Annotated in this window: 22 protein-coding genes, 1 tRNA gene and 2 pseudogenes; 12 read left to right on the top strand and 13 right to left on the bottom strand. The window is 62.1% G+C overall.

Features of this window, described 5'->3' with window-relative positions; translation table 11 throughout:
* Positions 1-72: 72 nt before the first annotated feature.
* A pseudogene (locus tag OKC30_RS09635) lies at positions 73-1,222 on the bottom strand (IS3-like element ISAeca4 family transposase).
* 62 nt (positions 1,223-1,284) lie between these two features.
* On the opposite strand from OKC30_RS09635, the pseudogene OKC30_RS09630 reads away from it, so the two are divergent.
* Positions 1,285-2,294, top strand: a pseudogene (locus tag OKC30_RS09630) (IS3 family transposase); the annotation flags it as partial.
* Positions 2,295-2,623: 329 nt separating this feature from the next.
* Here the strand turns inward: OKC30_RS09630 and cysC are convergent.
* The 5 genes from cysC to cysG all read right to left on the bottom strand — a co-directional run bounded on the left by cysC (position 2,624) and on the right by cysG (position 9,243).
* A complete protein-coding gene (gene cysC, locus OKC30_RS09625; protein ID WP_160838756.1) occupies positions 2,624-3,217 on the bottom strand; it encodes an adenylyl-sulfate kinase in 594 nt (197 codons plus the stop codon).
* 347 nt (positions 3,218-3,564) lie between these two features.
* Positions 3,565-5,289, bottom strand: coding sequence for an SLC13 family permease (locus tag OKC30_RS09620; protein WP_042007068.1), 1,725 nt, complete (start codon positions 5,287-5,289; stop codon positions 3,565-3,567).
* A gap of 4 nt (positions 5,290-5,293) precedes the next feature.
* The gene (cysN, locus tag OKC30_RS09615; protein ID WP_124244532.1) at positions 5,294-6,721 is read right to left on the bottom strand and encodes a sulfate adenylyltransferase subunit CysN; all 1,428 of its coding nucleotides are present in this window, start codon (positions 6,719-6,721) and stop codon (positions 5,294-5,296) included.
* Between the two features lie 24 nt (positions 6,722-6,745).
* Positions 6,746-7,714, bottom strand: a complete 969-nt coding sequence (gene cysD, locus OKC30_RS09610; protein WP_052224733.1) for a sulfate adenylyltransferase subunit CysD — start codon at positions 7,712-7,714, stop codon at positions 6,746-6,748.
* A gap of 104 nt (positions 7,715-7,818) precedes the next feature.
* Positions 7,819-9,243: a siroheme synthase CysG gene (cysG, locus tag OKC30_RS09605; protein WP_048208364.1), complete on the bottom strand. Its 1,425-nt coding sequence runs from the start codon at positions 9,241-9,243 to the stop codon at positions 7,819-7,821.
* A 197-nt stretch (positions 9,244-9,440) separates the two neighbouring features.
* On the opposite strand from cysG, the gene OKC30_RS09600 reads away from it, so the two are divergent.
* Entirely contained in the window at positions 9,441-10,364 is a 924-nt protein-coding gene (locus tag OKC30_RS09600; RefSeq protein ID WP_029314806.1) for an SPFH domain-containing protein, read from the top strand.
* Entirely contained in the window at positions 10,361-10,816 is a 456-nt protein-coding gene (locus OKC30_RS09595) for an NfeD family protein (RefSeq protein ID WP_010675601.1), read from the top strand. Before OKC30_RS09600 ends, OKC30_RS09595 begins: the two co-directional genes overlap by 4 nt.
* Before the next feature lie 80 nt (positions 10,817-10,896).
* Here the strand turns inward: OKC30_RS09595 and OKC30_RS09590 are convergent, their stop codons facing one another.
* The 3 genes from OKC30_RS09590 to OKC30_RS09580 all read right to left on the bottom strand — a co-directional run bounded on the left by OKC30_RS09590 (position 10,897) and on the right by OKC30_RS09580 (position 13,764).
* Positions 10,897-11,142 carry a hypothetical protein gene (locus tag OKC30_RS09590; protein WP_160838764.1) on the bottom strand — a complete coding sequence of 82 codons (246 nt, stop codon included), beginning with the start codon at positions 11,140-11,142 and terminating at the stop codon, positions 10,897-10,899.
* 306 nt (positions 11,143-11,448) lie between these two features.
* Complete coding sequence (locus OKC30_RS09585; RefSeq protein WP_010675603.1) at positions 11,449-12,498, bottom strand: oxidoreductase; 1,050 nt, start codon at positions 12,496-12,498, stop codon at positions 11,449-11,451.
* Between the two features lie 102 nt (positions 12,499-12,600).
* Positions 12,601-13,764 (bottom strand): multidrug effflux MFS transporter, encoded by a 1,164-nt coding sequence (locus tag OKC30_RS09580; protein WP_160838760.1) that lies wholly within the window; start codon positions 13,762-13,764, stop codon positions 12,601-12,603.
* Between the two features lie 221 nt (positions 13,765-13,985).
* Here OKC30_RS09580 and rdgB point away from each other — a divergent pair, with 221 nt between their 5' ends.
* Together rdgB and hemW are read left to right on the top strand one after the other, a co-directional pair.
* Positions 13,986-14,582 carry an RdgB/HAM1 family non-canonical purine NTP pyrophosphatase gene (gene rdgB, locus OKC30_RS09575; RefSeq protein ID WP_005309479.1) on the top strand — a complete coding sequence of 199 codons (597 nt, stop codon included), beginning with the start codon at positions 13,986-13,988 and terminating at the stop codon, positions 14,580-14,582.
* A gap of 133 nt (positions 14,583-14,715) precedes the next feature.
* Complete coding sequence (hemW, locus tag OKC30_RS09570; RefSeq protein ID WP_270664021.1) at positions 14,716-15,861, top strand: radical SAM family heme chaperone HemW; 1,146 nt, start codon at positions 14,716-14,718, stop codon at positions 15,859-15,861.
* Positions 15,862-15,977: 116 nt separating this feature from the next.
* On the opposite strand, the gene OKC30_RS09565 is transcribed toward hemW, so the two are convergent.
* From OKC30_RS09565 to zntR, 3 genes are all read right to left on the bottom strand, one after another.
* Positions 15,978-16,196, bottom strand: coding sequence for an alternative ribosome-rescue factor A (locus OKC30_RS09565; protein ID WP_069651880.1), 219 nt, complete (start codon positions 16,194-16,196; stop codon positions 15,978-15,980).
* A gap of 107 nt (positions 16,197-16,303) precedes the next feature.
* Positions 16,304-16,840 carry a dihydrofolate reductase family protein gene (locus OKC30_RS09560; protein WP_010675608.1) on the bottom strand — a complete coding sequence of 179 codons (537 nt, stop codon included), beginning with the start codon at positions 16,838-16,840 and terminating at the stop codon, positions 16,304-16,306.
* The gene (gene zntR / locus OKC30_RS09555) at positions 16,830-17,267 is read right to left on the bottom strand and encodes a Zn(2+)-responsive transcriptional regulator (protein WP_010675609.1); all 438 of its coding nucleotides are present in this window, start codon (positions 17,265-17,267) and stop codon (positions 16,830-16,832) included. The genes OKC30_RS09560 and zntR overlap by 11 nt, the downstream gene beginning before the upstream one ends.
* A gap of 649 nt (positions 17,268-17,916) precedes the next feature.
* On the opposite strand from zntR, the gene purH reads away from it, so the two are divergent.
* The 7 genes from purH to OKC30_RS09520 all read left to right on the top strand — a co-directional run bounded on the left by purH (position 17,917) and on the right by OKC30_RS09520 (position 25,681).
* Positions 17,917-19,509, top strand: coding sequence for a bifunctional phosphoribosylaminoimidazolecarboxamide formyltransferase/IMP cyclohydrolase (purH, locus tag OKC30_RS09550; protein ID WP_010675610.1), 1,593 nt, complete (start codon positions 17,917-17,919; stop codon positions 19,507-19,509).
* 106 nt (positions 19,510-19,615) lie between these two features.
* Positions 19,616-20,905: a phosphoribosylamine--glycine ligase gene (purD, locus tag OKC30_RS09545; RefSeq protein ID WP_041211074.1), complete on the top strand. Its 1,290-nt coding sequence runs from the start codon at positions 19,616-19,618 to the stop codon at positions 20,903-20,905.
* 405 nt (positions 20,906-21,310) lie between these two features.
* Positions 21,311-21,685 (top strand): cytochrome b562, encoded by a 375-nt coding sequence (locus tag OKC30_RS09540; RefSeq protein WP_010675612.1) that lies wholly within the window; start codon positions 21,311-21,313, stop codon positions 21,683-21,685.
* On the top strand, positions 21,666-22,220 hold the full coding sequence (locus tag OKC30_RS09535; RefSeq protein ID WP_010675613.1) for a cytochrome b/b6 domain-containing protein: 555 nt from the start codon (positions 21,666-21,668) through the stop codon (positions 22,218-22,220). Before OKC30_RS09540 ends, OKC30_RS09535 begins: the two co-directional genes overlap by 20 nt.
* A gap of 266 nt (positions 22,221-22,486) precedes the next feature.
* A complete protein-coding gene (locus OKC30_RS09530) occupies positions 22,487-23,056 on the top strand; it encodes a hypothetical protein (protein WP_270666404.1) in 570 nt (189 codons plus the stop codon).
* Positions 23,057-23,059: 3 nt separating this feature from the next.
* Entirely contained in the window at positions 23,060-25,063 is a 2,004-nt protein-coding gene (locus OKC30_RS09525; RefSeq protein WP_270666406.1) for an alpha amylase C-terminal domain-containing protein, read from the top strand.
* A 147-nt stretch (positions 25,064-25,210) separates the two neighbouring features.
* Positions 25,211-25,681, top strand: a complete 471-nt coding sequence (locus OKC30_RS09520) for a tetratricopeptide repeat protein (protein WP_160839097.1) — start codon at positions 25,211-25,213, stop codon at positions 25,679-25,681.
* A gap of 47 nt (positions 25,682-25,728) precedes the next feature.
* Here the strand turns inward: OKC30_RS09520 and OKC30_RS09515 are convergent.
* Positions 25,729-25,805 (bottom strand) — tRNA-Ile (locus OKC30_RS09515).
* Positions 25,806-26,021: the final 216 nt, after the last annotated feature.

Here is a 26,021-nt window from a genome sequence, read left to right as displayed (position 1 = left end):
ACTGGTAACCCATTGATATTAAATGACTAAAATTTTCATTTTTTGTTCGTGGGATACTTGTTCGCACTTTCCCTAGACACTTTTGAGCCGTTCGAAATATTGCTTTTCACACTCTACTGGCGATAGCCCATTGTTGAAACTGTGCCGACGCTTGGGGTTGTAAAACATTTCAATGTAATCGAACACATCCTGCCGGGCCTCCTCCCGATCTGCATAGGTTTTACGTCGGATCCGCTCGCGTTTGAGGAGTTGGAAGAAACTCTCCGCCACCGCGTTATCATGGCAATTGCCACGTCTGCTCATGCTGGCCTTGAGCCGGTGCTCCCGCAAAAAATCCTGCCAGTCATAGCTGCTAAACTGGCTCCCTTGGTCAGAATGAACCAGCACTTCCTGCTCGGGTCGCCGTCGCCACACTGCCATCAGTAACGCGCTGATGGCCAACTCTCGGTCGATCCGTGGCCCCATTGACCAACCAATGACTTGTCGTGAAAACAAATCCAATACCGCGGCCAGATAGAGCCAGCCTTCATGGATTCGAATATAAGTGATGTCCGTTACCCAGACCTTATTTGGCTCAGTCACATTGAACTGGCGTTCAAGATGATTCGGTGCAACCACCGTTGGCCGGCCACCATAATGACCGGGACGGCGACGATAACCGGTTTGTGAACGCAAACCTTCATGACGCATTAATCGCGCCACCCGGTGTTTCCCACAGGTCTCGCCCATCTCTCGCAGGTCATCCCGGATCTTGCGATAGCCATAGACGCCTCCGCTTTCTAGCCAACATTGCTTGATCTGGCCCAGGAGGCGCTGGTCTTCAAGTGCGCGGGCAGATAAAGGCTGGTGCTGCCAGGCGTAATAACCGCTCGGGTGGACATTCATCATCCGACACAGTCGGCGGATGGGATGTGTGGACGCGTGCACCCGGATGAAGGCGTACCTTACCCTGACAGCTTGGCAAAGTACGCGGCGGCCTTAAGATATCTCGCTCATCGGTGACGCGGCGCAGTTCAGCCTTGAGGCGCCGAATTTCGGCTTGCTGGCTGGAGTCATGCTGTTGCTGCACGGCGGGCTGGCTGTAGCGCCTGATCCAGGCGTAAAGACTGTGGCTGGAAACACCAAGTCGCTCAGCGACCTCTGCCACTGGGTAATGGCGCTCAGTCACCTGCTTGACGGCGGCCAGTTTGAATTCTTCCGTGTAACGTTGCTGCTTGCTCATAACACCTCCTGATTGACCTCAGTTTGAGGCTCTTGAGGTGTCTAGGAAAGTAGGGGCGATTCAAGGATGTTGTTCCTGCTTCCGAGTTGGCTGCTGCCATCAAGCAGATCCGAGAGCTTCAGCGTCTGCTCGGGAAGAAGACCATGGAGAACGAGATCCTCAAAGAAGCCGTGGAGTATGGTCGAGCAAAAAAATGGATTGCGCATGCGCCCTTGTTGCCGGGGGACGACGATTAAGTGCTGTGAGCCAGGCTCTTAATGTATCGCGTGCGCAGCTATCCGTTCGTGTTCATCGAAAACCGGGTTGGCAAGATGGTCGTCATCATCGCCAGCGTGATGATGCACCCTTACTTGGCCGTATCATGGAGGCGATGGCAGAGCTTCCCTCCTATGGCTATCGCCGGGTCTGGGCGCTGTTACGGCGTCAGTCTGAGGCAACAGAACAACCTGTGGTAAACGCTAAGCGGGTATATCGCGTCATGCGCGAACATGGCTTGCTGCTGGAAAGAAAACCAGCTGCACCATTGGCCCAGCAGGCACATAAGGGGCGTGTTGCCGTCAAGGAGAGCAATCGACGGTGGTGCTCAGATGGCTTCGAGTTTCGCTGCGATAACGGTGAAAAACTACGTGTCACGTTCGCCATGGATTGCTGCGATAGGGAAGCGTTGGACTGGGCGGCCAGTACTGGGGGTTACGATAGTGACACTGTGCAAGATGTCATGCTGAGGTCTGTCGAACATCGCTTTGGGGATTCGTTGCCGGCATCACCGGTGGAGTGGCTGACTGATAATGGCTCGGCGTATCGAGCCCATGAGACCCGCGCGTTTGCACGAGAAATCGGGTTGGAGCCCAGAACGACAGCAGTGAGAAGCCCACAGAGTAACGGTATAGCGGAGAGCTTCGTGAAGACGATGAAGCGAGACTATATCGAGATGATGCCAAAACCGGATAGCCGAACAGCGGTAGGCAATTTGGCTATCGCGTTTGAGCATTATAACGAGCACCACCCGCACAGCGCCTTGGGATACCGTTCACCACGGGAATTTCTGCGCAGTCGGGTATCACAACCCTAAGCGGGAAAAAGTGTCTGGACCTATGGGGTCAAATCCACTTGGTAAGTACTCATCTCGGTCACAGACAGATTTTCTTTTCCTTGACCACCTGCACTGAGGCAACAATGCAGTGTCGTGAGACAGGAATTTCGAGAGATGGAAGTAAATGCAATCCCTTTGACCAACACTGTCGGAACTTTATCAGGGAGAATTAGAGGCGCTCGACAATATAGAGCTAATCTGCGGAGGGAATCCTTTATTTTCACGTTTATTGCGCCCAAGTTCAGCCAGCAATAGACAAAGGGGCAAACGCCCCCCTGTTTATCAAAATTCGACGCTGACAACCGACCTTAGTCAATCAACCCCCGCTGCCGCAGGGCGGTCAGCAGCTCATCCACCAGCGCATCCACCGGCTTGCCGGCGTTCAGCAGATGGATTTCCGGCTGCTCGGGTGCCTCGTAAGCGGAGTCGATACCGGTGAAATTGCGAATTTCCCCCGCCCTCGCCTTCTTGTAGAGCCCCTTGGGGTCACGCTCTTCACACACGCTAAGGGGGGCATCGACAAACACCTCGACAAACTCCCCTTCACCCACAAGATTGCGCACCAGTTGCCGCTCGGCACGGAACGGCGAGATAAAGGCGGTGAGGACGATAAGGCCCGCATCCACCATCAGTTTTGCCACTTCGCCGACCCGGCGGATATTCTCCTGGCGGGCGGCGTCATCGAAGCCGAGATCGCCGCACAGGCCGTGGCGCACATTGTCCCCATCCAGCAGGTAGGTGTGCTTGCCCGAGGCGGTCAGGGCCTGCTCCAGCGCCCCCGCCAGGGTGGACTTGCCCGCCCCGGAGAGCCCGGTGAACCAGATCACCAGGGGCTTTTGCCCCTTCTGCTCGGCCCGGCTCTGTTTGTCGACGGCATGCTGATGCCACACGATATTGCTCATCCAACACTCCTTGATTGGCGCTCACGCCTCAAAACTTAAACTGTCCGGCACCGCGGGGAGCCGCCTCGGACTATCAGCCGACAACGTGCTGATGCCATGGCATTGCTCATCCAACACTCCTTGATTGGCGCTCACGCCGCAATACTGAAAACTGTCCGCTACCTCGGGGAGCCGCCTCGCACCATGAGGCGGCAAAATGCTGATGCCCTGATATTGCGCATGCAACCCCCCCTGATTGGCGCTCACGCCTGGATGCCAGTGCCCTGGCACTCCCCTGTATCATAAGCAGCCTTGATAAAAGCCGCGTTAACATAAGCAGCCCTTAACACATCCCCCGGTATCAGACCTTAAAACGGAAACAGCAGGGGCACCATGACGATCACCCCGATGCTGTAGGCCAGGGAGACCGGCAGGGCCAGCTTGAGATAATCCGGCATCTTGTAGTTGCCCGCCGCATAGACCATCAGGTTGGTCTGGTAGCCGTAGGGCAGGATAAAGCTGGAACTCGCCCCGAACAGCACCGCCAGAATGAACGGCATGGTGGAGACATCCATGCTGAGCGCCAGCTGGAATCCCATGGGGAAGGCCAGGGCCGCCGCCGCGTTGTTGCTCATCAGCTCCGTCAGCACCAGGGTAAACAGATAGATCCCCACGAAGGCGATAAAGGGACTGGCGCCGTTGAACTCCCCCATCAGCCAGTCGGCGATGAGCTTGGCCAGGCCGCTCTTCTCCAGCTGATCGGCGATGGCCAGCGCCCCGCCCACCACCAGCCAGATATCCAGGGGAAAGCGGCGGCGGATCTCGTCCAGGGTCAGGATGCGTGAAAACAGCAGCACCACCAGCATCACCAGCAGCCCCTTGAAGAGCGGCACCAAATCGAGCACCGACAGGGTCAGCACCCCGAGGAACCCCGCCACCACGGCGGCGCTGCGCGTGGCATCGAGCCGGGTGGAGGCCTCCAGCCCGCTCACCACCACGAACTCCCGGGAGAGGGACTTGTTGCCCGCAAACTTGGGGCCGGGGGCCAGCAGCAAGGTATCCCCTGCGTGCAGTTCAATCTGGCCGAGGCCGCCGGTGAGCTGGGTCTCGCCCCGGCGCACCGCCAGCACCACCGCATCGAAGTGGGTACGAAACTCCGCATCCTTGATGGTCTGCCCCACCAGGCGCGAGCTGTGGCTGACGATCACCTCCACCAGGTGCTGGCCGTTGAGGCGGTGCTGGCCGTAGAGATCCAGCCCTTTGAGCTCCTGCAACACGCCGACGCTCTCCACGTCGCCACAGAACAGCAGCATGTCCCCCTCGTGCAGCTCGTGTTCCGGCTGCACCGGGCAAATCACCTGGTTGCCCCGGATGATCTCGGCCAGATAGAGGCTTTTGAGGCTGCGCAGGCCGTTCTCCTTGACGCTGCGCCCGGCCATGGGCGAGCCGGGGCCCACCTTGGCCTCGAGAAAATAGCCGGATTCCCGGCTCATCTCGGTGTCCTGCTCCGGCAGGTGGCGGGCAAACAGCAGCACGGCGATGAGGCCGGTCAGCAGGGTCCCCGCCCCCACCATGAAGAAGTCGAACATGCCGAGCGGCTTGGCCCCCATCTTGATGAGGAAGCTGTTGACGATGAGGTTGGTGGAGGTGCCGATCAGGGTCAGCACGCCGCCAAAGGTCGCCGCGAAGCACATGGGCAACAGCAGCCGGGAGGGCGCATGGTTGGGGTTGCGCTTGACCGCCCCCAGCATGGACGCCACCACGGCGGTGTTGTTGACGAACGCCGACAGGAAGGCGGTGGAAAACCACACCTTCACCAGCACCTTGTTGAAGGAGCCGGTGCCCACCAGGTTGGCAAACCAGCTCATGACCCGGGTCTTCTCCACCGCGAGCGACACCAGCAGCAGCAACACCAGGGTCAGCAGGGCGCTGTTGGTGTAGCCCGCCACCACGGCGTTGATGTCCGCCAGGCCGCTCAGGTAGGTGATGAGCACGGCGCCCGAGAAGAGCAGCGCCGGCCGGAGTTTGCCCTGGATCAGCAGGGCGACGAGGGCAGCCAGCAGACCCAGCACCAGGGATTGTTGCCAGGTCATGGGCTTACTCCTTGCCGGAATCGTTGCTGATGGTCAGCGCCTGCCAGTGGGGGAAGTGCTTGCGCACCAAGGCGTTGAGCTCCACTTCGAACTCGCTGTATTGCCCTGCCACCGCCTTGGCCGCCAGCCCTTCCACTATCATGCCGGCACCGACGGTGACGTTGGTCAGCCGGTCGATGAGGATGAAGCTGCCGGTGTCGCGGATCTCCTTGTAGGGGTCGAACGCCACCGGGTCGGTCAGGCTGAATTCGCACAGGCCGATCTCGTTGAGCTTGAGCTCGGAGGCGGGCAGCTCGTCGAGCTTGTTGATCTCGATGCGGTGGCGGATGGCCTCCACCTGGCCACGGCTCTTCTTGGTGGCAAGCTTGACGTCATAGACCCGGCCCGGTTGCAGGGACTCTTCCCCCATCCAGACGATGTGAGCCAGCACGTTCTGGGTCACCTGGGGCTTTTTCGCCGCATCCACCAGCAGGTCGCCCCGGCTGATGTCGATTTCGTCCGCGAAGGTGACCGTGATGGCCTGACCCGGCAGGGCGTACTCCAGATCCCCGTCGAAGGTGACGATGCGGGTCACCGTGCTCTCTTTGCCGGACGGCAGCACGGCAAGCTTGTCGCCCACCCGCAGGATGCCGGAGGCGAGCGTCCCCGCGAAGCCGCGAAAATCGAGGTTGGGGCGGTTCACGTACTGCACCGGCAGGCGCACCGGGTGACGCTCCAGCTCGCGCTCCACTTCGGCGGACTCCAGCAAGGAGAGCAGGGTCTCGCCCTGATACCAGGCCAGCTTGTCGCTCGGGTTCACCACGTTGTCACCGTCCAGGGCCGAGACCGGCACGATGTGGATGGTGTCGACGCTGAGCTTCTTGGCGAACTCGCGGTAATCGGCACTGATGCGATCGAACACCTCCTGGCTGAACTCCACCAGGTCCATCTTGTTCACTGCCACCACGAACTGCTTGATGCCGAGCAGGCTCGCGATAAAGCTGTGACGGCGGGTCTGATCCAGCACCCCTTTGCGGGCGTCGATCAGGATGATGGCCAGATCGCAGGTGGAGGCGCCGGTGGCCATGTTGCGGGTGTACTGCTCATGGCCCGGGGTGTCCGAGATGATGAATTTGCGCTTGGCGGTGGAGAAATAGCGGTAGGCCACGTCGATGGTGATGCCCTGCTCGCGCTCCGCCTGCAGGCCGTCCACCAGCAGGGCCAGGTCCAGCTTCTCGCCGGTGGTGCCGAGCTTCTGGCTGTCGGACTCCAGTGCTTTGAGCTGATCTTCATAGATCTGCTGGGAGTCGTGCAGCAGGCGGCCGATGAGGGTGCTCTTGCCGTCGTCCACGCTGCCGCAGGTGAGAAAACGCAGCAGGCTCTTGTGCTGCTGGGCGTGCAGGTAGGCTTCAATGCCCTGTTCGCTGATGGCGGTCTGAATGTGGTTGTTCATGTTGCGATTCCTTAGAACATTTTTTTAGAAATAGCCCTGACGCTTCTTCTGCTCCATGGAGCCGGCCTGATCGTGGTCGATGAGCCGCCCTTGCCGCTCGCTCGAGGTGGTGATCAGCATCTCTTCGATGATCTCCGGCAGGGTGGTGGCATTGGATTCGATGGCCCCGGTCAGCGGGTAGCAGCCGAGGGTACGGAAGCGCACCAGCTCCTGCTTCACTTCGTCTTCCGGGCCGATGGGCATGCGATCGTCATCCACCATGATCTTGATGCCGCCGCGATCCACCACGGGGCGCATGGCCGCGAAGTAGAGCGGGACTATGTCGATGTTCTCGAGATAGATGTATTGCCAGATGTCCAGCTCGGTCCAGTTGGAGAGCGGGAAGACACGGATGCTCTCCCCCTTGTTGACCTGGCTGTTGTAGACGCGCCACAGCTCCGGGCGCTGGTTCTTCGGATCCCAGCGGTGGGACTTGTCGCGGAAAGAGTAGACGCGCTCCTTGGCGCGGGATTTCTCCTCGTCGCGACGGGCACCACCGAAGGCGGCGTCGAAGCCGTATTTGTTGAGCGCCTGCTTGAGCCCCTCGGTCTTCATGATGTCGGTGTGCTTGCTGCTGCCGTGCACGAAGGGGTTGATGTCCATGGCCAGACCGTCCGGGTTCTTGTGGACGATGAGATCCAGCCCGAACTTTTTGGCGGTCTCGTCCCGGAACTTGATCATCTCCTTGAACTTCCAGTTGGTGTCCACGTGCAGCAGGGGGAAGGGGATCTTGCCCGGATAGAAGGCCTTGCGGGCCAGGTGCAGCATGACGGAGGAGTCCTTGCCGATGGAGTACATCATCACCGGGTTTTCAAATTCGGCGGCCACCTCGCGGATGATATGGATGCTCTCGGCTTCCAGTTGCTGCAGGTGAGTCAGTCGCTCGCGGGTGACACCTGCACGGATGCTCTGTGCATCGGATGGCTGCAGTTGGGTCAGTCTTTCACGGTCCATGTCTGGGTCCTCGGTTCATTGCTATCGCACCTGCTCGGGGCGCGGTGTTGGTTCAGTTCGGTGCCGCCATGGCCGCACCGTCAAATCGATTCGGGTCTCGCCTCTCAGGCCAGGCTCACCAGCTTGAGCTCGTGGCCGCTTTCTGCTTCCTGCCCTTGCCCCTGTTCGCCAAACCAGGCGAGTTGCTGGCGCAGGGCCACCACTTCACCGATGACGATAAGCGACGGGCTCACCGCCTGCTGGGCCAGTTCGGCCAGATCCGCCAAGGTGCCGGTCAGCACCCGCTGGCGGGCCGTGGTGCCCCGCTCGATGATGGCGATGGGGGTGGCGGCGCGTCGGCCATGGCTTACCAGTTGCTGCTGGATATGCTCGGAGCGCATCAGCCCCATGTAGATGACCAGGGTCTGGTTGGTGGCCGCAAGCTGCTGCCAGTCGGGCTCCTTGCCCTCCTTCTGGCAGTGGCCGGTGATGAAGACGGCGCTCTGGGCATGGTCGCGGTGGGTGAGCGGAATGCCCGCATAGGCGGTGGCACCGGCGGCGGCGGTGATGCCGGGCACCACGGAGAAGGGAATGCCCTCCTCGGCCAGCACTTCCAGCTCCTCGCCGCCACGGCCGAACATGAAGGGATCGCCCCCCTTGAGGCGCACCACCCGGTTGCCCGCTTTGGCGTATTCCACCAGCAGGCGATTGGTCTCTTCCTGGGGCACGCTGTGGGCACCCGCCTTCTTGCCGACCGACACCAGGGTGGCGTCGCGGCGCACCAGGTCCAGGATCTCGGGGGAGACCAGCTGGTCATAGAGCACCACTTCGGCCTGCTGGATCTGTTGCAGCGCCTTGAGGGTCAGCAGGCCAGGATCCCCCGGGCCCGCCCCTACCAGCACCACTTCTCCCACTTCGGTACGGGCTTTGTCCAGTCCCTCGTTCAGCCACTGCTCGGCACCCTGCCAATCGGCTTTCTCAATCAGACCGGCCAGGGTGTTGGAGGCAAAGGCGCGCTCCCAGAAGCGGCGGCGATCGGAGAGGGAGGCCAGCACCTGCTTGGCCCGGCGGCGCACCCGACCGGAGAGCTCCGCCAGACCGCCAAGATGGCGGGGCAGCAGGCTCTCGAGCCGCTCACGCAACAGGCGCACCAGCACGGGGGCCTTGCCGCCGCTGGAGACAGCCACCACGATGGGGCTGCGATCGATGATGGAGGGAAAGATAAAGCTGGAGCGCTCGGGGTCATCCACCAGGTTGACGAACAGACCGCGCTCGGTGGCGCTCTGGTAGACCAGGGCGTTGACCTCGAGATCGTCGGTCGCGGCCACCACCAGGATCTGCCCTGCCAGGTGGGCCGGGTCGAAACGCGCCGCCACATGGGTGAAGCGACCGGCAAATTCATGGAACTCGGGCTCGAGCGCGGGAGAGACCAGGGTGATCCGGGCACCTGCCGCCAGCAGCAGGCGCGCCTTGCGCAGGGCAACCTCGCCCCCGCCCACCAGCAGTACCGGGCGGCCTTCCAACCTGGCAAACATAGGTAAATAATCCATCAGGGCCCGCTCCTCGGCATCGCGACATCTGGGGAGACTATAGGCAGGAGCGCTTATCCCTCAAAATAATAAAAAATGCTCTTTAATGCGTTTTGGTAATTAGTAAAGCCGTGTGGCGGCAATAGAGAAGCGAATCTGCTTGTGGTGGATGGCACCAGACCCTAGGCTAGTGAAAGTGTTTCATAAGGAGCTTAATCATGAATGAGTCATTGATTGTATTGGGGATCTTCATATTCCTGGTACTCGCCACCCTGAGTGCCGGCATCAAGATAGTGCCCCAGGGTTACAACTGGACCGTGGAGCGCTTCGGCCGCTACACCCGCACCCTCTCCCCGGGCCTCAACCTGCTGATCCCCTACATCGACCGCATCGGCCACAAGATCATCATGATGGAGCAGGTGCTGGACATCCCGGCCCAGGAGGTGATCTCCCGGGACAACGCCAACGTCACCATCGACGCCATCAGCTTCGTGCAGGTGGTGGATGCCCGCAAGGCGGGCTACGAGGTCAACGATCTCACCAGTGCCATCCGCAATCTCACCATGACCAACATGCGGACCGTGCTCGGCGCCATGGAGCTGGACGAAATGCTCTCCCAGCGCGACACCATCAACGAGAAGCTGCTGCGCACCATGGATGCCGCCACCGCCCCCTGGGGCATCAAGGTGACCCGGATCGAGATCAAGGATGTGCGCCCGCCCCTCGCCCTGGTGGAAGCCATGAATGCCCAGATGAAGGCCGAGCGCCAGAAGCGGGCCGAGGTGCTGGAGGCCGAAGGGGTGCGCCAGTCCAAGATCTTGAAGGCCGAGGGGGAGAAGCAGTCCCAGATCCTGAAAGCCGAGGGTGAGCGTCAGGCCGCCTTCCTCGCCGCCGAAGCGCGGGAGCGGGCCGCCGAGGCGGAAGCCAAGGCGACCCACATGGTCTCCCAGGCGATCGCCGAGGGCGACATGCAGGCCATCAACTACTTCGTGGCCCAGAAATACACCGAGGCCCTGGCCCGCATCGGTGAAGGCCCCAACAGCAAGATCATCATGATGCCCCTGGAAGCGGGCAGCCTGATAGGCTCGGTGGCGGGCATGGCCGAGCTGTTCAACAAAGACGGCAAGGCGGGCAAATCATGACAGCCCTGTTCGAAGGGCTGACCCACTGGCACTGGCTGGGGCTCGGCTTCGTGCTGCTGGCCATCGAGGTGATGGGGTCGGTGGGCTTCCTGCTCTGGACCGGCATCGCCGCCCTGGAGGTGGGGCTCTTGCTGCTGGTCTGGCCCTTCGGCTGGCAGGCGCAGTTGCTGCTCTTCGCCCTGCAATCCCTGCTCACCACCTGGGCCTGGTGGCGCTGGCAGCATCGCCGGGATCGCTCCGGGCTGGATGCCGCCGCTCCCATCAACGAGCGGATGCAAAGCTACATGGGCCGCGAGCTGACCCTGCTGGACGAGGTCAGCCAGGGGATGAGCCGGGTGCATCTGGACGACACCGTCTGGACGGTGCGCTGCAACGCGCCGCTGCCGGCCGGCAGCCGGGTCAAGGTGGTGGGGGCCGACTCCCACATCCTGCTGGTGGAACCCCTCGGCTGACCGGGCAACGCCCCGCCATGGCCATAAAAAAACGGGCCCGGCGCAAGTGCGCCGGGCCCGTTTTTCAATGAGGTGCTGGCTTAGTTGGCCTTGGCATCGCTCACGGCAGCTTCAGCCTTGGTGGCCACGTCAGCGGCAGCATTCTCGACAGTAGCGGAAGCTTCGGAAGCAGCCTTCTCGACGGTAGCAGACGCTTCGCTAGCGGCTTTCTCGACAGTGGCAGCAACGTCTGCGGCCGGGGTCGCAGCCGGAGCGGCAGCTTCTTCTTTCTGACCACAGGCGGTCAACATCAGACCCAGGATACCGGCTACCAGTACTTTGTTCATGTGCATACCCTCAAAAAAAGATGGAGAGATGGTGCAGGGACCATCACTGTACGCCCCGGCTCCTGTCGGCACACCGGCCGCTGGAGCCCGAAGGCGCGCGAAATATATCCCCATATGCGGCCGATGAAAACGCGTATCACAATGATATTTTCTCGTTGGAATGATAAGAAACACTGCTGCAACGACAAATATTAATATAAAACACCAATTCATCATCAGATTCGCACAACAAATCGCCAATTACCTGACGATTGCCAGTCAGACATTGTCTTTCTGTCAGGCTCTCGGCGCTGCCGGATTACACCGTCAGTCAGACAACTTCTGACAAGGCAGGCGCCGCCCCTGCTGATCGCTCTCCCGGGCCAGGTCCAGCAAGGCCATCACCGCCAGGGCCTCGTCGGCCGGCACCGGGTTCTCCCCTTCTCCCCGGATGGCGGCGCAGACACCGCGATAGTAGGCGCCGTAATCCCCCGCCTCGCCGGCCACGGTCTGCTGCAGGAGCTGACCGTCCCGGATCTGGCTGAGCTGGCCGGGGGCGGGATCCACGCCCCAGTCCGCCGCCGGAGGCCGCTTGCCCTCCTTGAGCTGCTCTTCCTGCACGTCCATGCCGAACTTGATGAAGGAGCCCTGACTGCCGTGCACCACGAAGCGGGGCATCACGGCCGACACCAGACAACTGCCGTGCAGAATGACCCGCATCTCGCCATAACCCAGCACCACATGGAAGTAGTCGTCCGCCAGGGCCCCGGGGCGCTGCTTGCCCAGATCCGCCTGCAACCAGTCCGGCTGGCCGAACAGCTGGAGCGACTGATCCAGGATATGAGGGCCGAGATCGAACCAGAGACCGGAGCCCGGGCCGCCCGCCTCGCGCCAGCGCTGGCGCACCTCGGGGCGATAACGGTCGAAGTGGGATTCGAACTGGGCGACTTGCCCCAGCGCCCCCTCCGCCAGCAGACGGCGCACCGTGAGGAAATCCCCGTCCCAGCGTCGGTTGTGGAAGATGCTGAGCAGCCGTTGCTGCTTCTCCGCCAACTCGACCAGCGCCTTCGCTTCGGCCAGATCCAGGGCGAACGGCTTGTCGATCACCACGTGCTTGCCCGCCAGCAGGGCCTCGCGAGCGATGGGGGCATGGGTGTCGTTGGGGGTGGCGATCACCACCAGATCGAGGCTGTCATCGGCCAGCACCTGCTCCAGGGTGCCGACCCGGGTGCCGGGCAACGCGGCCTGAACCTTGGCGGCATCCCGGCTCACCACCCAGCGCAGGGTCAGGCCCGGGGTCGTGGCCAGGAAGGGGGCGTGAAAGGTCTGTCCTGCGAAGCCGTATCCCACCAGGGCGGCGTTGATTGTGTGGCTCATCCGGTTTTCTCCACGGGTCTGTGATCATGCGAGGCAGGCGGGTCGCCTGAAAAAGAGAAGGGGGCTCAAGGCCCCCTGAGTGTGCTCATCAGAGCACAGGATTTATTGCAAACACAAGCGGCGACCCTGGCGGGTCATCAGCACCACCAGCGGGGGCAGCAACAGCCACATGTGCAGCGCCAGCTGGTTCAGCGGGTCGTGCATCAGCGCGCCGATAAAGCCCACCAGCGCACCGGAGCCGCTCATCTGGAACAGGCCGAGCAGGGCGGCGGCGGTACCGGCGCAGTGACCGAACGGTGCCAGCGCCATGCCGGCGGCCGAGCCCAGGATCATGGCAAAGCCGATGCTGGAGAGGAACACCGGGCCCATCATGGCCAGCGGATGATCGATGTGCATCGACAGGCTCAGGGAGATGGCGGAGAGCAGCAGCACCAGCAGACCGATGCGCAGGGTGCGTCTTGGCCCCACTCTGGCGATGAAACGGGGTGCCAGGAAGCAGGCCAGGATGTTGAGCGCCGCGTTAGCCGCAAACCAGTAGCTGAAGCCGCTCATGTCCAGCCCCAGCCTCACCATCAGTTGCACCGGCGCCGCGGTGACATAGGCCAGGATCACCGCCATCGCCAGCATGCACAGCGCCGCGTTGAACAGGAAGCTCGGGGAGCGCAGCACCGGGCTGTAGCGCGACCAGCTGATGAGCGGGCCGCCGCTGCGGGTCTCTTCCGGACGGGTTTCCGGCATCCGCCACAGCAGCCAGCTGCCGACGATGACCGCATAACCGGCCATAAACCAGAAGTTGGCCGACCAGCCCGCCTTGGCGGTGAGCCAGCCACCGAGCAGGGGGGCCAGCGCCGGAATGAAACAGATGGCACCGTTCAGGTAGGAGATCATCTGACCGCTCTTCTTGGGGCCGTAGCTGTCACGTACCACCGAGAAGGCGGCCACCGAGGTGGCACAGGCGCCGAGGCCCTGCAGCACCCGCGCCAGCATCAGCTCGCCGAGGCTGGCGGCAAAACCGGCACCCAGGGCGCTCAGACCGTAGAGCAGCACGCCGCCGAGGGCGATGGGCTTGCGGCCGTAGCGGTCGGCCAGCGGCCCCACCAACAGTTGCCCCAGTCCCATGCTGAACAGGAACCAGGTAATGGTGCCCTGCATCAGGGTCACCTCGGCGCCCAGCTGCTCGGCCATCTGCGGAATGGCGGGCAGGTAGATGTCGATGGCCAGCGGACTGAACAGCACCAGGAGTACAAGCAGAAGAATCAATGGCATCAGTCACCTCGTGGCATGGGGAAATGGATTGGGGCGCGAGTCTACTGACTCACAGTAATGAATTGAAATGGTATTTAATCACTTCTGTTATTCCATTCAGGAAACATTCATTTTATCCACATCTTGCCATGACACCGGCGAGGGTGATCCAGGGCAATTGGCGCTTTTCCTGGGCGCCAGCCCCGCATAGAATGCGCAGATTATTTTTGCGGAGGTGCTCGATGAACAAGCTTGTCCTGGCAACAGGGAACCAGAAAAAGGTGAAAGAATTGGCCGCCATGCTGGCCGATATGAAGATCCAGGTGATCCCACAGAGCGAGTTTGCGGTCTCCGATGCCGACGAGACCGGCACCACCTTCGTCGAGAATGCCATCATCAAGGCCCGCCACGCCGCCCGCGTCACCGGCCTGCCGGCGGTTGCCGACGACTCCGGCCTGGAAGTGGATCTGCTGCACGGCCGCCCCGGCGTCTACTCCGCCCGCTTTGCCGGCGCCGGTGCCAGCGACAAGGAGAACATCGACAAGCTGCTGGGCGAGCTGAAAGGGGCCCCCGAGTATCTCAAGAGCGCCCGCTTCTGGTGCGTGCTGGTCTACATGCGCCACGCCGACGATCCTACCCCCATCATCTGCCAGGCCAGCTGGGAGGGGATGATCATCGACGAGCCGCGCGGTCAGCACGGCTTTGGTTATGACCCTGTGTTCTTCGTGCCCGATCACGACTGCACCTCGGCCCAGATGCCGGCCGAGCTCAAGAACCAGCTCAGCCATCGCGGCCAGGCGCTGGCCAAGCTGAAAGCGGCCCTGGCGGCGGTCAACTAAAGCGCTGTCTCCCGCCGCGTTGTCATCTACAATGGGGGCCGTCGGCCCCCGTTTCGTTCGCGGCGCCCCGGCCCGTTGTCATCGACGACAAGGGCAACCCGACCCCTTTTGATTGTTGAATACTGGAAACCCCATGCTGCAACTGCCGCCCCTCTCCCTCTATATCCACGTGCCCTGGTGTGTCCAGAAGTGCCCCTACTGCGACTTCAACTCCCACGCCCAGAAGGGGGAGCTGCCCCACCTCGAGTATGTGGCCGCCCTGCTGGAGGATCTGGAGCAAGATCTGCACTGGGCTCAGGGGCGCTCCCTCTCCTCCATCTTTATCGGCGGCGGCACGCCGAGTCTGCTCTCCGTGGAAGCCATGCAAGCGCTGCTGGACGAGGTGCGCGCACGTATCGAACTCACTGCGGACTGCGAGATCACCATGGAGGCCAACCCGGGCACGGTGGAGGCGGACAAGTTCGCCGGCTTCCAGCGGGCCGGCATCAACCGCATCTCCATCGGGGTGCAGAGCTTCCAGCAGGAGAAGCTGACCCGCCTCGGCCGCATCCATGGCCCGGAAGAGGCGCGCAAGGCCGCCGAACTGGCTCACGCCATCGCGCTTCCCACCTTCAACCTGGATCTGATGCACGGCCTGCCGGATCAGAGCCTGGAGGACGCACTCTATGACCTGCAGCAGGCCATCGACTGCGCGCCGCCGCACCTCTCCTGGTATCAGCTCACCATAGAGCCGAACACGGCGTTTGCCTCCAAGCCGCCCACCCTGCCGGAAGATGACACCCTGTGGGAGATCTACGAGCAGGGCCACGCCATGCTGACCGCCAAGGGCTATCAGCAGTACGAGATCTCGGCCTATGCCAAGGCGGGCTACCAGTGCCGCCACAATCTCAACTACTGGCGCTTCGGCGACTATCTGGGGATCGGCTGCGGCGCCCACGGCAAGGTGACAGATCTCGCGAACCAGCAGATCCTGCGCACCGCCAAGGTGAAGCATCCCAAGGGATATCTGGACCCGAGCCGCCCCTATCTGGACGAGCAGTGGCAGGTAGCGGCGGACGATCTGCCCCTGGAATACTTCATGAACAGGTTCAGACTGTTCGAGCCCGCCCCCAAGGCGGAGTTCGAGGCCTACACCGGCCTTGAATTGGAGCGGGTAGAAACCATGCTGACCATCGCCCAGAGCAAGGAGCTAATCGAGGATCTCGGCGACAGCTGGCAGCTCACCCCCCTCGGCCATCGCTATCTCAACGTGCTGCTCGAGCTCTTTATGGACGAGTGAATACGGGTTCACTCTCTTGCGGCAAGAGAGTGAATCAGCACCAACGAATAGAAAAACAATCAGGGCGCCATTGGCGCCCTGATTGTGTTAACTGATGCCTTGCGGCAGAAACCCGCTCAGCAGCAGACGCTTGCCATCTGCTGTTGGCCGGGCTCCCACCGCTTGCCGTGCTTGGCCTTGCGCTGATAGCTGCCCTTGCCCTTCTTGCTCGGCTCGACCCGGGCCTGGAACAGGGGGGAGGTCACCAGTGCCTTGAGGTGGTTGTCCTGAATGGTGCCGCGCTGATGTTCGCAGGCGGGTTCGGCGGTGACACAGGTCACCTTCTTCTTGGCCATATGGGCTCCTTGATGGGGGTGTCGTGTTTGCCTATCGTCCCTGCCTGGAAGGGCAGATGGCGAAAAACGCGCCGATTGTGCGCCTCTTGCCTCCCCCGTGCAAGCTGTCAGGCGGGGTGATAGATAACCCGCACCAGGCCGCTTGGCAGCACGGCGCTCGACACCGGTCTCAACCCTGCGGGGAGAGGCCCGGTAAAGAGCGGGATCCCGCCCCCCAGGGTGACCGGCACCCAGAACAGGGTCAGCTCGTCCACCAGGGCCCCCTGCAGACCCTGCCTCACCAGCTCCCCGCCATCCAGATAGAGGTGACGGCTTCCCCCCTGCCACAACTCGTCCAGCACCTGCGCCAGCGCCCCCTGCCGGAAGGAGACCCGAGGACGGGGGTCGGCGGGCCTGTGGGTCAGTACCACCAGCGGCTTGTCCCCGTAGGGCCACTCGGGAAAGGCGCTCACGATATCGTAGGTGTTGCGCCCCATCAGCAGGGTGTCCGCGCTCGCCATCAGGGCGCTGTAGCCGGTCTCCTCCGGCCCGTCGCCACCATAGGGGGCCAGCCATGCCAGATCGCCCCCCTCCCCGGCGATGAAACCGTCGAGGGAGAGGGCGAGAAAGGCGGAGACCCGGGGCCGACGCAGCTCAGTGCTCATGGTCGTGATGCTCGTGGCGGGAAGGGGCGCCGGACTCCAGGGTCTCGAGGATGGCGCAGTGCTCCGCCGAGCGCGGGCCGCCGCAGCAGATGTCGGAGAGGGCCTTCAGGTTCTCGCGAAAACGGGTCAGCTCCAGGAGCTTCTGCTCCACCTGTTCGAGCTTGGTGTCAGCCACCGCCTTCACCTCCTGGCAGGTGACCTTGGCCTTGTTGGTGTCGAGGGCAAGCAGCTCGCCGATGTCCGCGAGGGAGAAGCCCACCGACTTGGCGCGGATGATGAACTCCAGCCGCCGCTTGTCCTGCTCCCCGTAGAGGCGATAGCCGGATTCGTTGCGAATGCCCGGCGAGATGAGGCCGTTCTTCTCATAAAAGCGCAGGGTGTCGGCCTTCACCCCGCACGCCTTGGCCAGTTCACCGATCCGATACATGGTCCTCTCCCCCCGCATGACATTCCCGACATGGTACTCAATATAAACCGGCCTCCACTATCACCTCTTTGCCCGGCGATTACCAGTCAAAGGCAGGAAAGCAGCAGCTAACCCCCCACTTGCCGCAATGCTGTTCAGATAAGCACATTTTTGACTAATTATTCATAAATGCGACTTGAGTTGGGGGAGCAAGGCTGTTTCCAGTCGATGTTCCTTCAGCCTTTATCCAGCGTGGCTTGCAATAGAAAGAGGGAGGCATCATGCCTCCCTCATTTTTTAGCCCTGATACTACGTGGACTGGAACTCAAATTCTCTTAAGTGAACAGCATTGCCCACTTGCCGGCCATTTATCCCCAAAACACTGAAAAGACAAACGTTTCACAAAAATTCACCAGAAAACGTTTAACGCCGCATCCCACAAGGGTTTGTCTCTTTAAAAAATCCACCACAGGTCACATTTTTTGTGTAGAATACGCGCCCACAAGAGAGCGTCGCGTCAAGCGGGCATTTCCTAAAACGCTTTTGCCAACGGCCGCCCCGGGCGAGAGTGGTTTGCGAAATCCCCCACTTCCATTTATTTGGGGACTCTCTGTGTGTTGAGCCTCGCCTCCCATGGAACGGTCCCCGTTATGCTGAGGACGATAGTGTGATGGAACAAGCTCGACCCATTCGCCGTGCACTGCTGAGTGTGTCTGACAAGACTGGCATCCTGGAATTTGCCAAGGCACTCGATGCACGTGGTGTGGCCCTGCTCTCCACCGGTGGTACCGCCAAGCTGCTGGCCGATGCGGGCCTGCCGGTGACCGAGGTGTCCGACTACACCGGATTCCCCGAGATGATGGACGGCCGGGTCAAGACCCTGCATCCCAAGGTACACGGCGGCATTCTCGGCCGTCGCGACCGGGATGACGCCATCATGGCCGAGCACGCTATCTCCCCCATCGACATGGTCGTCGTCAACCTCTATCCTTTCGCCGCCACCGTGGCCAAAGCCGGTTGCACCCTGGAAGACGCCGTCGAGAACATCGACATCGGCGGCCCGACCATGGTCCGCTCCGCTGCCAAGAACCACAAGGACGTCACCATCGTCGTCAAGGCCTCCGACTATGACCGCGTCATCGCCGAGATGGATGGCAACGGCAACAGCCTGACCCTCTCCACCCGCTTCGATCTGGCCATCGCCGCCTTCGAGCACACCGCCGCCTACGACGGCATGATCGCCAACTACTTCGGCACCCTGGTGCCCTCCTACGGCGAAAACAAGGAAGGCGACGAAGAGTCCCGCTTCCCCCGCACCTTCAACAGCCAGTTCATCAAGAAGCAGGACATGCGCTATGGCGAGAACAGCCACCAGGCTGCCGCCTTCTACGCCGAAGAGCAGGCCGCGCCGGGCTCGGTAGCAAGCGCCATCCAGCTGCAGGGCAAGGCCCTCTCCTACAACAACATTGCCGACACTGATGCGGCGCTGGAGTGCGTGAAGGAGTTCAGCGAACCGGCCTGCGTCATCGTCAAGCATGCCAACCCCTGCGGCGTCGCCATCGGTGACGACCTGCTGGCAGCCTACGATCGCGCCTACCAGACCGACCCCACCTCGGCCTTTGGCGGCATCATCGCCTTCAACCGCGAACTGGACGGCGAGACCGCCGCGGCCATCGTCGCCCGCCAGTTCGTGGAAGTGATCATCGCCCCCAGCATCAGCCAGGCAGCCCGCGAGGCGGTCGCCGCCAAGCAGAACGTGCGCCTGCTGGAGTGCGGCCAGTGGACTGCCCCGGCGCAAGGCTTTGACTTCAAGCGCGTCAACGGCGGCCTGCTGGTGCAGGAGCGCGATCTGGGCATGGTGACGCTCGGGGATCTGACCGTGGTCAGCCAGCGTCAGCCCACCGAGGCCGAGTTGCAGGATCTGCTGTTCTGCTGGAAGGTCGCCAAGTTCGTCAAATCCAACGCCATCGTCTACGCCAAGAACGGCCAGACCATCGGCGTGGGAGCCGGCCAGATGAGCCGCGTCTACTCTGCCAAGATCGCCGGCATCAAGGCCGAGGATGAAGGGCTGACCGTGGCGGGTTCCGTCATGGCCTCCGACGCCTTCTTCCCGTTCCGCGACGGCATCGATGCCGCCGCTGCCGCGGGCATCTCCTGCGTCATCCAGCCAGGTGGCTCGATGCGCGACCAGGAGGTGATCGACGCCGCCAACGAACACGGCATGTGCATGGTGTTCACCAACATGCGTCATTTCCGTCACTGACAGCCCAGGGCCGCCGATGGCGGCCCTGCCTCTTTAGCACCGGATCCTTTCCACTGGCAGGTTGCCACCGCAGCGCCAGTGAACTCAGACAGAAGCGAGCGAGACGATGAAAGTACTGATCATTGGCAACGGCGGCCGTGAACACGCCCTGGCCTGGAAGGCCAAACACTCCCCCCTGGTGACCCAGGTCTTCGTGGCACCGGGCAATGCGGGCACCCAGCTTGAGCCGGGCATCGAGAACGTCGCCATCCAGGCCACCGACATCGAGGGCCTGCTGGCCTTCGCCAAGGCGAACCAGATCGGCCTCACCATCGTCGGACCGGAAGCCCCCCTGGTGAAAGGGGTAGTCGATGCCTTCCGCGCCGCCGATCAGACCATCTTCGGCCCGACCGCCGCCGCTGCCCAGCTGGAAGGCTCCAAGGCCTTCACCAAGGACTTCCTGGCCCGCCACGCCATCCCCACCGCCGATTACCAGAACTTCACCGAGGTGGAGCCGGCGCTGGCCTATTTGCGCGAGAAGGGCGCCCCCATCGTCATCAAGGCCGACGGTCTGGCCGCCGGCAAAGGGGTGATCGTCGCCATGACCCTCGACGAGGCGGAAGCGGCGGTGCGTGACATGCTCTCCGGCAATGCCTTCGGCGATGCCGGCGCCCGGGTGGTGATCGAAGAGTTCCTGGACGGGGAAGAGGCGAGCTTCATCGTGATGGTGGACGGCGAGCACGTGCTGCCCATGGCCACCAGCCAGGATCACAAGCGCGCCTTCGACGGCGACACCGGCCCCAACACCGGCGGCATGGGGGCTTACTCCCCGGCGCCCGTGGTGACCGACGAAGTGCACCAGCGCGTGATGGAGCGGGTGATCATGCCGACCGTGCGCGGCATGGCGGCCGAGGGCAACGTCTACACCGGCTTCCTCTACGCCGGCCTGATGATCGATGCCGAGGGCAACCCCAAGGTGATCGAGTTCAACTGCCGCTTCGGCGACCCCGAAACCCAGCCCATCATGCTGCGGATGCAGTCCGATCTGGTGGATCTCTGCCTCGCCGCCTGTGCCGGCCAGCTGGATCAGAAGGAAGCCGTCTATGACCCCCGTGCCGCCATCGGCGTGGTGCTGGCAGCGGGTGGCTATCCCGGCGACTACACCAGCAACCACCCCATCAGTGGCCTGCCGGTGGACGAAGTGGCAGGGGAGAAGGTGTTCCATGCAGGCACCCGCCTGGAAGGACACACCAGCCTGACCCAGGGTGGTCGCGTGCTGTGCGCCACCGCCCTCGGCCACACGGTGCAGGAAGCCCAGCAGCGGGCCTATGCCCTCGCTGGTCGCATCCAGTGGGACGGCATCTTCTATCGCAAGGACATCGGCTGGCGTGCCATTGAGCGCGAGCAGGCCGAATAAGGGCCGGATCCCGATCACTCAAAGGGCCTGCGGGCCCTTTTTTTGTTGCACAGCACCTGCTCTGGCAGTGAAATCGTCCATGGATGATGACTTTCAAAAACAAAAACACCTGAAAAACTCACCTGACTTTAAAAAACCGATGTGTGATAAATAATGGCAGCATGATTCACTGCCTGCGAGCCCCTTCCCGGACCAGATGCGCGCCCTTGTATCCCTGCCGGAGGCGAGATCCGGTGGCCGTTCTCTTTCGGCTACATTCCCACAGCAATCCCCTACACAATTCGTCACAATTGGTCGCACTTTCTTCATACAATGATCGCCCTTTCATGGCATCATGATGCGTGAAACCGCACTCAAATGAGTGCTATAACAACCTGCAATCTCGTCGTCTCATAAGGAAATCCCATGCTGAAAACTGTGCGTCCCCTGCTGCTGCCCCTGATGTTTGGCCTGATGGCCCTGCCTGCCATGGCCGGCGATCTGGAGCAGCCGATGAAGAAGATCGGCTTCAACTACAAGCAGGCCGTCAAGGCCGACGACGCGGCCACCATGGAGAAATACATCAAGGAGATGAAGGCCCAGCTGGACGTCGCCAAGGGCAAGAACATGCCCGCCGCCAAGAAGGAGAAGTTCCTGGAAGGCATGACCGAAGTGCAGACCGAGCTGGATGCCAGCCTGGCAGCCCTCCAGGCCGGTGACGAAGCCAAGGCGCGCGAGCACCTGGCCAAGGTCAACGACCTGAAGAAGGAGTACCACAACTATGCCAAGCAAAAAGGCTGATCCCTTCCACTGGGATGCTCTGGTGCGCCTCACCCACTGGGGTGTGGCGGCCATCTGTATCGGCAATCTCTGGCTCAACGAGGCGGGCGAGGAGTGGCACGAGCGGATGGGATACGCCGTCATGGTGCTCATCGGCATACGCCTGCTGTGGGGGCTCACCTTCGCTCGCGGCCACGCCCGCCTGCGTGCCCTCATCCCGAGCCGGGAGGATTTTCGCCATCAGGCCGACGCCCTGCGCGAACGGACCCCGCCCACCCCGGGCCATCACGGCAGCGGCAAGCTGGCGGTCTGGGCACTCTGGCTGCTGGTACTCGCCACCGCAGGGACCGGCTGGTTCCAGAACACCGAGACCGGCTTCGATCTGGGGGCGGACGACTGGCACGAGTGGTGCACCTGGGCACTCCAGGGCATGATCGCCCTGCACCTGTGCGCCATCGCCTACACCTCCTGGCGCCAGCGCAGCAACCTGGTCACCCGCATGCTGCCAGGGCGTCGTGCCCGGGCCAGTGCCGGGCAGCAGGAACCCAACGTCTGAACGTTCACGGGGCCCTGCGGGGCCCCTGTTCATCCCCTTCGCTACCCGCTTGACGGGATCTCGTACCGATCTGCTCCCCTCTGCCCCCTCCTGCTGCCACCGAATAGCATGAAAGCATTTTCATTCACATTTCTTAATTAATTCAGCTTGTTCGATTTTCAACCACGTCGATTTCATGAATGCTACGGAGCTGGACGAGGTTGTTTGTTGTCCGTTCGACTACACGACAGTGATACGTCAATAACAAGATCGAAGGGAAAATCGTCATGCACAACACACTGTTTCGAACCGCCCTGCTGGCGGCGGCACTCGGCTCTTTCAGCCACACTGCCAGCGCCGAAGGGGTCATGGTTCACCTGTTCCAATGGAAGTTCAACGACATCGCCAACGAGTGCGAGACCGTGCTCGGGCCCAAGGGGTTCGGTGGCGTCCAGATCACCCCACCCGCCGAGCACAAGCAGGGCAGCCAGGTCTGGTGGACCGTCTATCAACCGGTCAGCTTCAAGAATTTCAACAGCTTCGGCGGTAGCGAGGCAGAGCTCAGAAGCATGATCGCCCGCTGCAACGCGGCCGGGGTCAAGGTCTATGCCGACGCCGTCTTCAACCAGCTGGCATCGGGTTCGGGCACCGCCACCGGCGGCGGCAGCTACAACTCGGGGCAATACCAGTATCCCCAGTTCGGCTACAACGACTTCCATCACAGCGGCGACATCACCAACTACGGCGACAGCAACAACGTCTGGAACGGCGCCCTCTACGGCATGCCGGACCTCAATACCGGCTCATCCTACGTCCAGGATCAGATCGCCACCTACATGAAGACCCTGCTCGGCTAGGGCGTGGCGGGCTTTCGCATCGATGCGGCCAAGCACATGGCGCCGGCCGATGTGAAGGCCATCCTCGACAAGGCGGGCAGCCCCAGGGCCTACCTGGAGGTGATCGGCGCAGGCGGGGAGTCCCCCGATATTCAGCCGGGCCGCTACACCTATATCGACACCGTCACCGACTTCAAATACGGCACCGATCTCGCCGCCAACTTCAACGGCCAGATCAAGAACCTCAAGACCCTGGGCGAGAGCTGGGGCCTGCTCCCCTCCAACAAGGCCTTCGTCTTCGTGGTCAACCACGACCGCGAACGCGGCCACGGCGGTGGCGGCATGCTCACCTTCATGAGCGGTGCCCGCTACGATCTGGCCAACACCTTCATGATGGCCTGGCCCTATGGCTGGAAGCAGGTGATGTCGGGCTATCGCTTTGAAAACATGGGTACCTATGAAACCGACAAGGGGGCGCCGGGCAGCACACCCTGCACGGACAGCCAGTGGAACTGCGAACAGCGCCGACCGACCATCATGAACATGGCCCTGTTCCACAACCGGACCGAAGGCCAGCCCGTCAGCAACTGGTGGGACAACGGCAACAACCAGATAGCCTTCAGCCGCGGTGACAAGGGCTTCGTCGCCATCAACAATGAGAGCGGCAGCCTGGTGGCCTCGGTGCAGACCGGCCTGCCGGCCGGCGAGTACTGCAACCTCCTGGGGGGCAATGACTACTGCAGCGGCGGTTATGTCACCGTCGATGGCAGCGGCAAGGCCAGCCTGAACGTCCCCGGCATGAAGGCGGCCGCCATCATCGCCGGTTGCACCAAGGCCAGCCCCTGCGGTGGTTCCGTCCTGCCGGGCAACAAGTTCAGCAGCATGAACCTGCGCGGTACCCACAACGCCTGGGGCAATACCCCCATGACCGTCGATGCCAACCGTGTCTGGTCCGCCACCCTCACCCTGACCGGCAACGGTGACGCCACCGGTGCCCAGCGCTTCAAGTTCGACGTCTTCGGCAACTGGGCCGAGAACTACGGCGACAACGAAGGGGATGGCATCGCCGACAAGGGCAGCAGCAAGGATATCCTGGTCAGCGGGGCGGGCACCTACCGCATCACCCTGAGCGAGAGCGATCTGCGCTACACGGTCACCCCCCTCACCAGCAACCAGGCACCGATCGCCGCCCTCTCCCCCAAAACCCTCAACGTCAAGGCGGGTGAGAGCGTGGTGTTCGACGCCTCCGCTTCCAGCGATGACGGCGGCGTGGTGAGCTACAGCTGGTCCAGCGGGGGCACCGCCGCCACGGAGACAGTCCGGTTCGATACCCCGGGTACCCATACCGTGACGGTCACCGTGACCGATGCGGAAGGGTTGACCGCCAGTGCCAGCGCCACCGTGACCGTCACCGACGACAACGGCACCTACGCCAGCGTATTGCCCACCCTGAACTTCCGCGGCACCCCCAATGCCTGGGGATCCCTTGCCATGACGCTGATCGCCGACAATCAGTGGGAAGCCCTGGTCACCTTCGACGGTCAGACCAACCAGCGCTTCAAATTCGACGTCAAGGGGGACTGGACCCAGAACTACGGCGACACCAACAAGGACGGCGTGGCCGAACTGAACGGCAGTGACATCCTCACCCCGGTCATCGGCCAGTACCGGGTACGTTTCAACGATCAGACACTGCAATACAGCCTGACTCCGGTGAGCGTCACCTATGCCAAGAATGTCGCCAGCCTCAACATTCGCGGCACCACCAACAACTGGGGCACCACCCCCATGTCCCTGGTCGGGGATCACCTCTGGCAGGCCAGCGTCACCTTCACCGGCAGCGGTGATGGGAACGGTGGCCAGCGCTTCAAGTTCGACGTCAAGGGGGACTGGACCCAGAACTACGGCGACACCAACAAGGATGGCGTGGCCGAGCTGGCCGGGGCAGACATCACCACGGCAGTGGTCGGTGCCTATGTGGTGCGCTTCAACGACCAGACCCTGGCCTACAGCCTGAGCGCCCAGTAAGGCTGGACACACGCTAGGGCCATTTTGCCCCGGCGCCGAACCAGGCCTCCCGCCATCGGCGGGAGGCCTTTTTCATGGCCCCATGACCCGTTCCCCGCCAGCCTGTCGGCAGGCATACTGATCCTTCATCCCCATGCAGGAGCACATATGAAACAGTTGAACACCCTCAAGGCCGAGGGACGGATCGAGGAAGCCCGTCAGCACGGTCTGCTGCAACTCATCGCGCACCCGGCCCACGCCGAGCTGCATTACGAAGTGGCCGGACTGCACGACATGCTGGGGCGAGAGGCCGAGGCCATTCCGCTCTATCAGAAGGCCGTGTCGCTGGGGCTTGGCGAGGCGTCGCTGCGCGGGGCCCTGCTTGGACTTGGCAGCTCCTATCGCACCACGGGCCGTCATGCCGAGGCGCTGGCCACCTTTGACGAGGCCCTGTCCCGCTTCCCCGATGCCCTGGAGTTCAAGGTGTTTCGTGCCATGACCTGCTACAACCTGGGGCGCAGCAAGGAGGGGATGGAGACGCTGCTGGGGATCCTCGCGACCACCACCACGGATCCCGCCCTGCTTCCCTACCGGCGCGCCATGGCACTCTATGCCGAGGATCTGGACAGACGCTGGTGAGCGCCAGAAACGACAAAGCCGCTCAAAAGAGCGGCTTTGTCTGAAAGTGGTGGCCCCTGGGGGACTTGAACCCACGACCAATCGATTATGAGTCGACTGCTCTGACCAACTGAGCTAAGGGGCCATTGATACTGGTTAGCGGCGTGGATTATAGGGGATGGCGGATACCCCGTCCATAGTCAGATCAACCACTTGGCGAGATTTCATCCATATTCAAGCGGTTCCATGACCCCTCTTCACGCCCATGCCAGCACGGATAAAACAAAGGTTCATCGCGGCTTTCCGGGGAAGGCCGCCTTGATTTTCAGAAAAAAGTATTCTGAGTCCCTAAATCCATATG

The sequence above is a fragment of the Aeromonas sp. QDB18 genome (assembly GCF_027705325.1).
In the GTDB taxonomy this organism is placed as follows: Bacteria; Pseudomonadota; Gammaproteobacteria; order Enterobacterales; family Aeromonadaceae; genus Aeromonas; species Aeromonas caviae.
The sequence above is the reverse complement of the archived record's forward strand: the minus strand, read 5'-3'. Positions and strand labels throughout refer to the sequence as shown.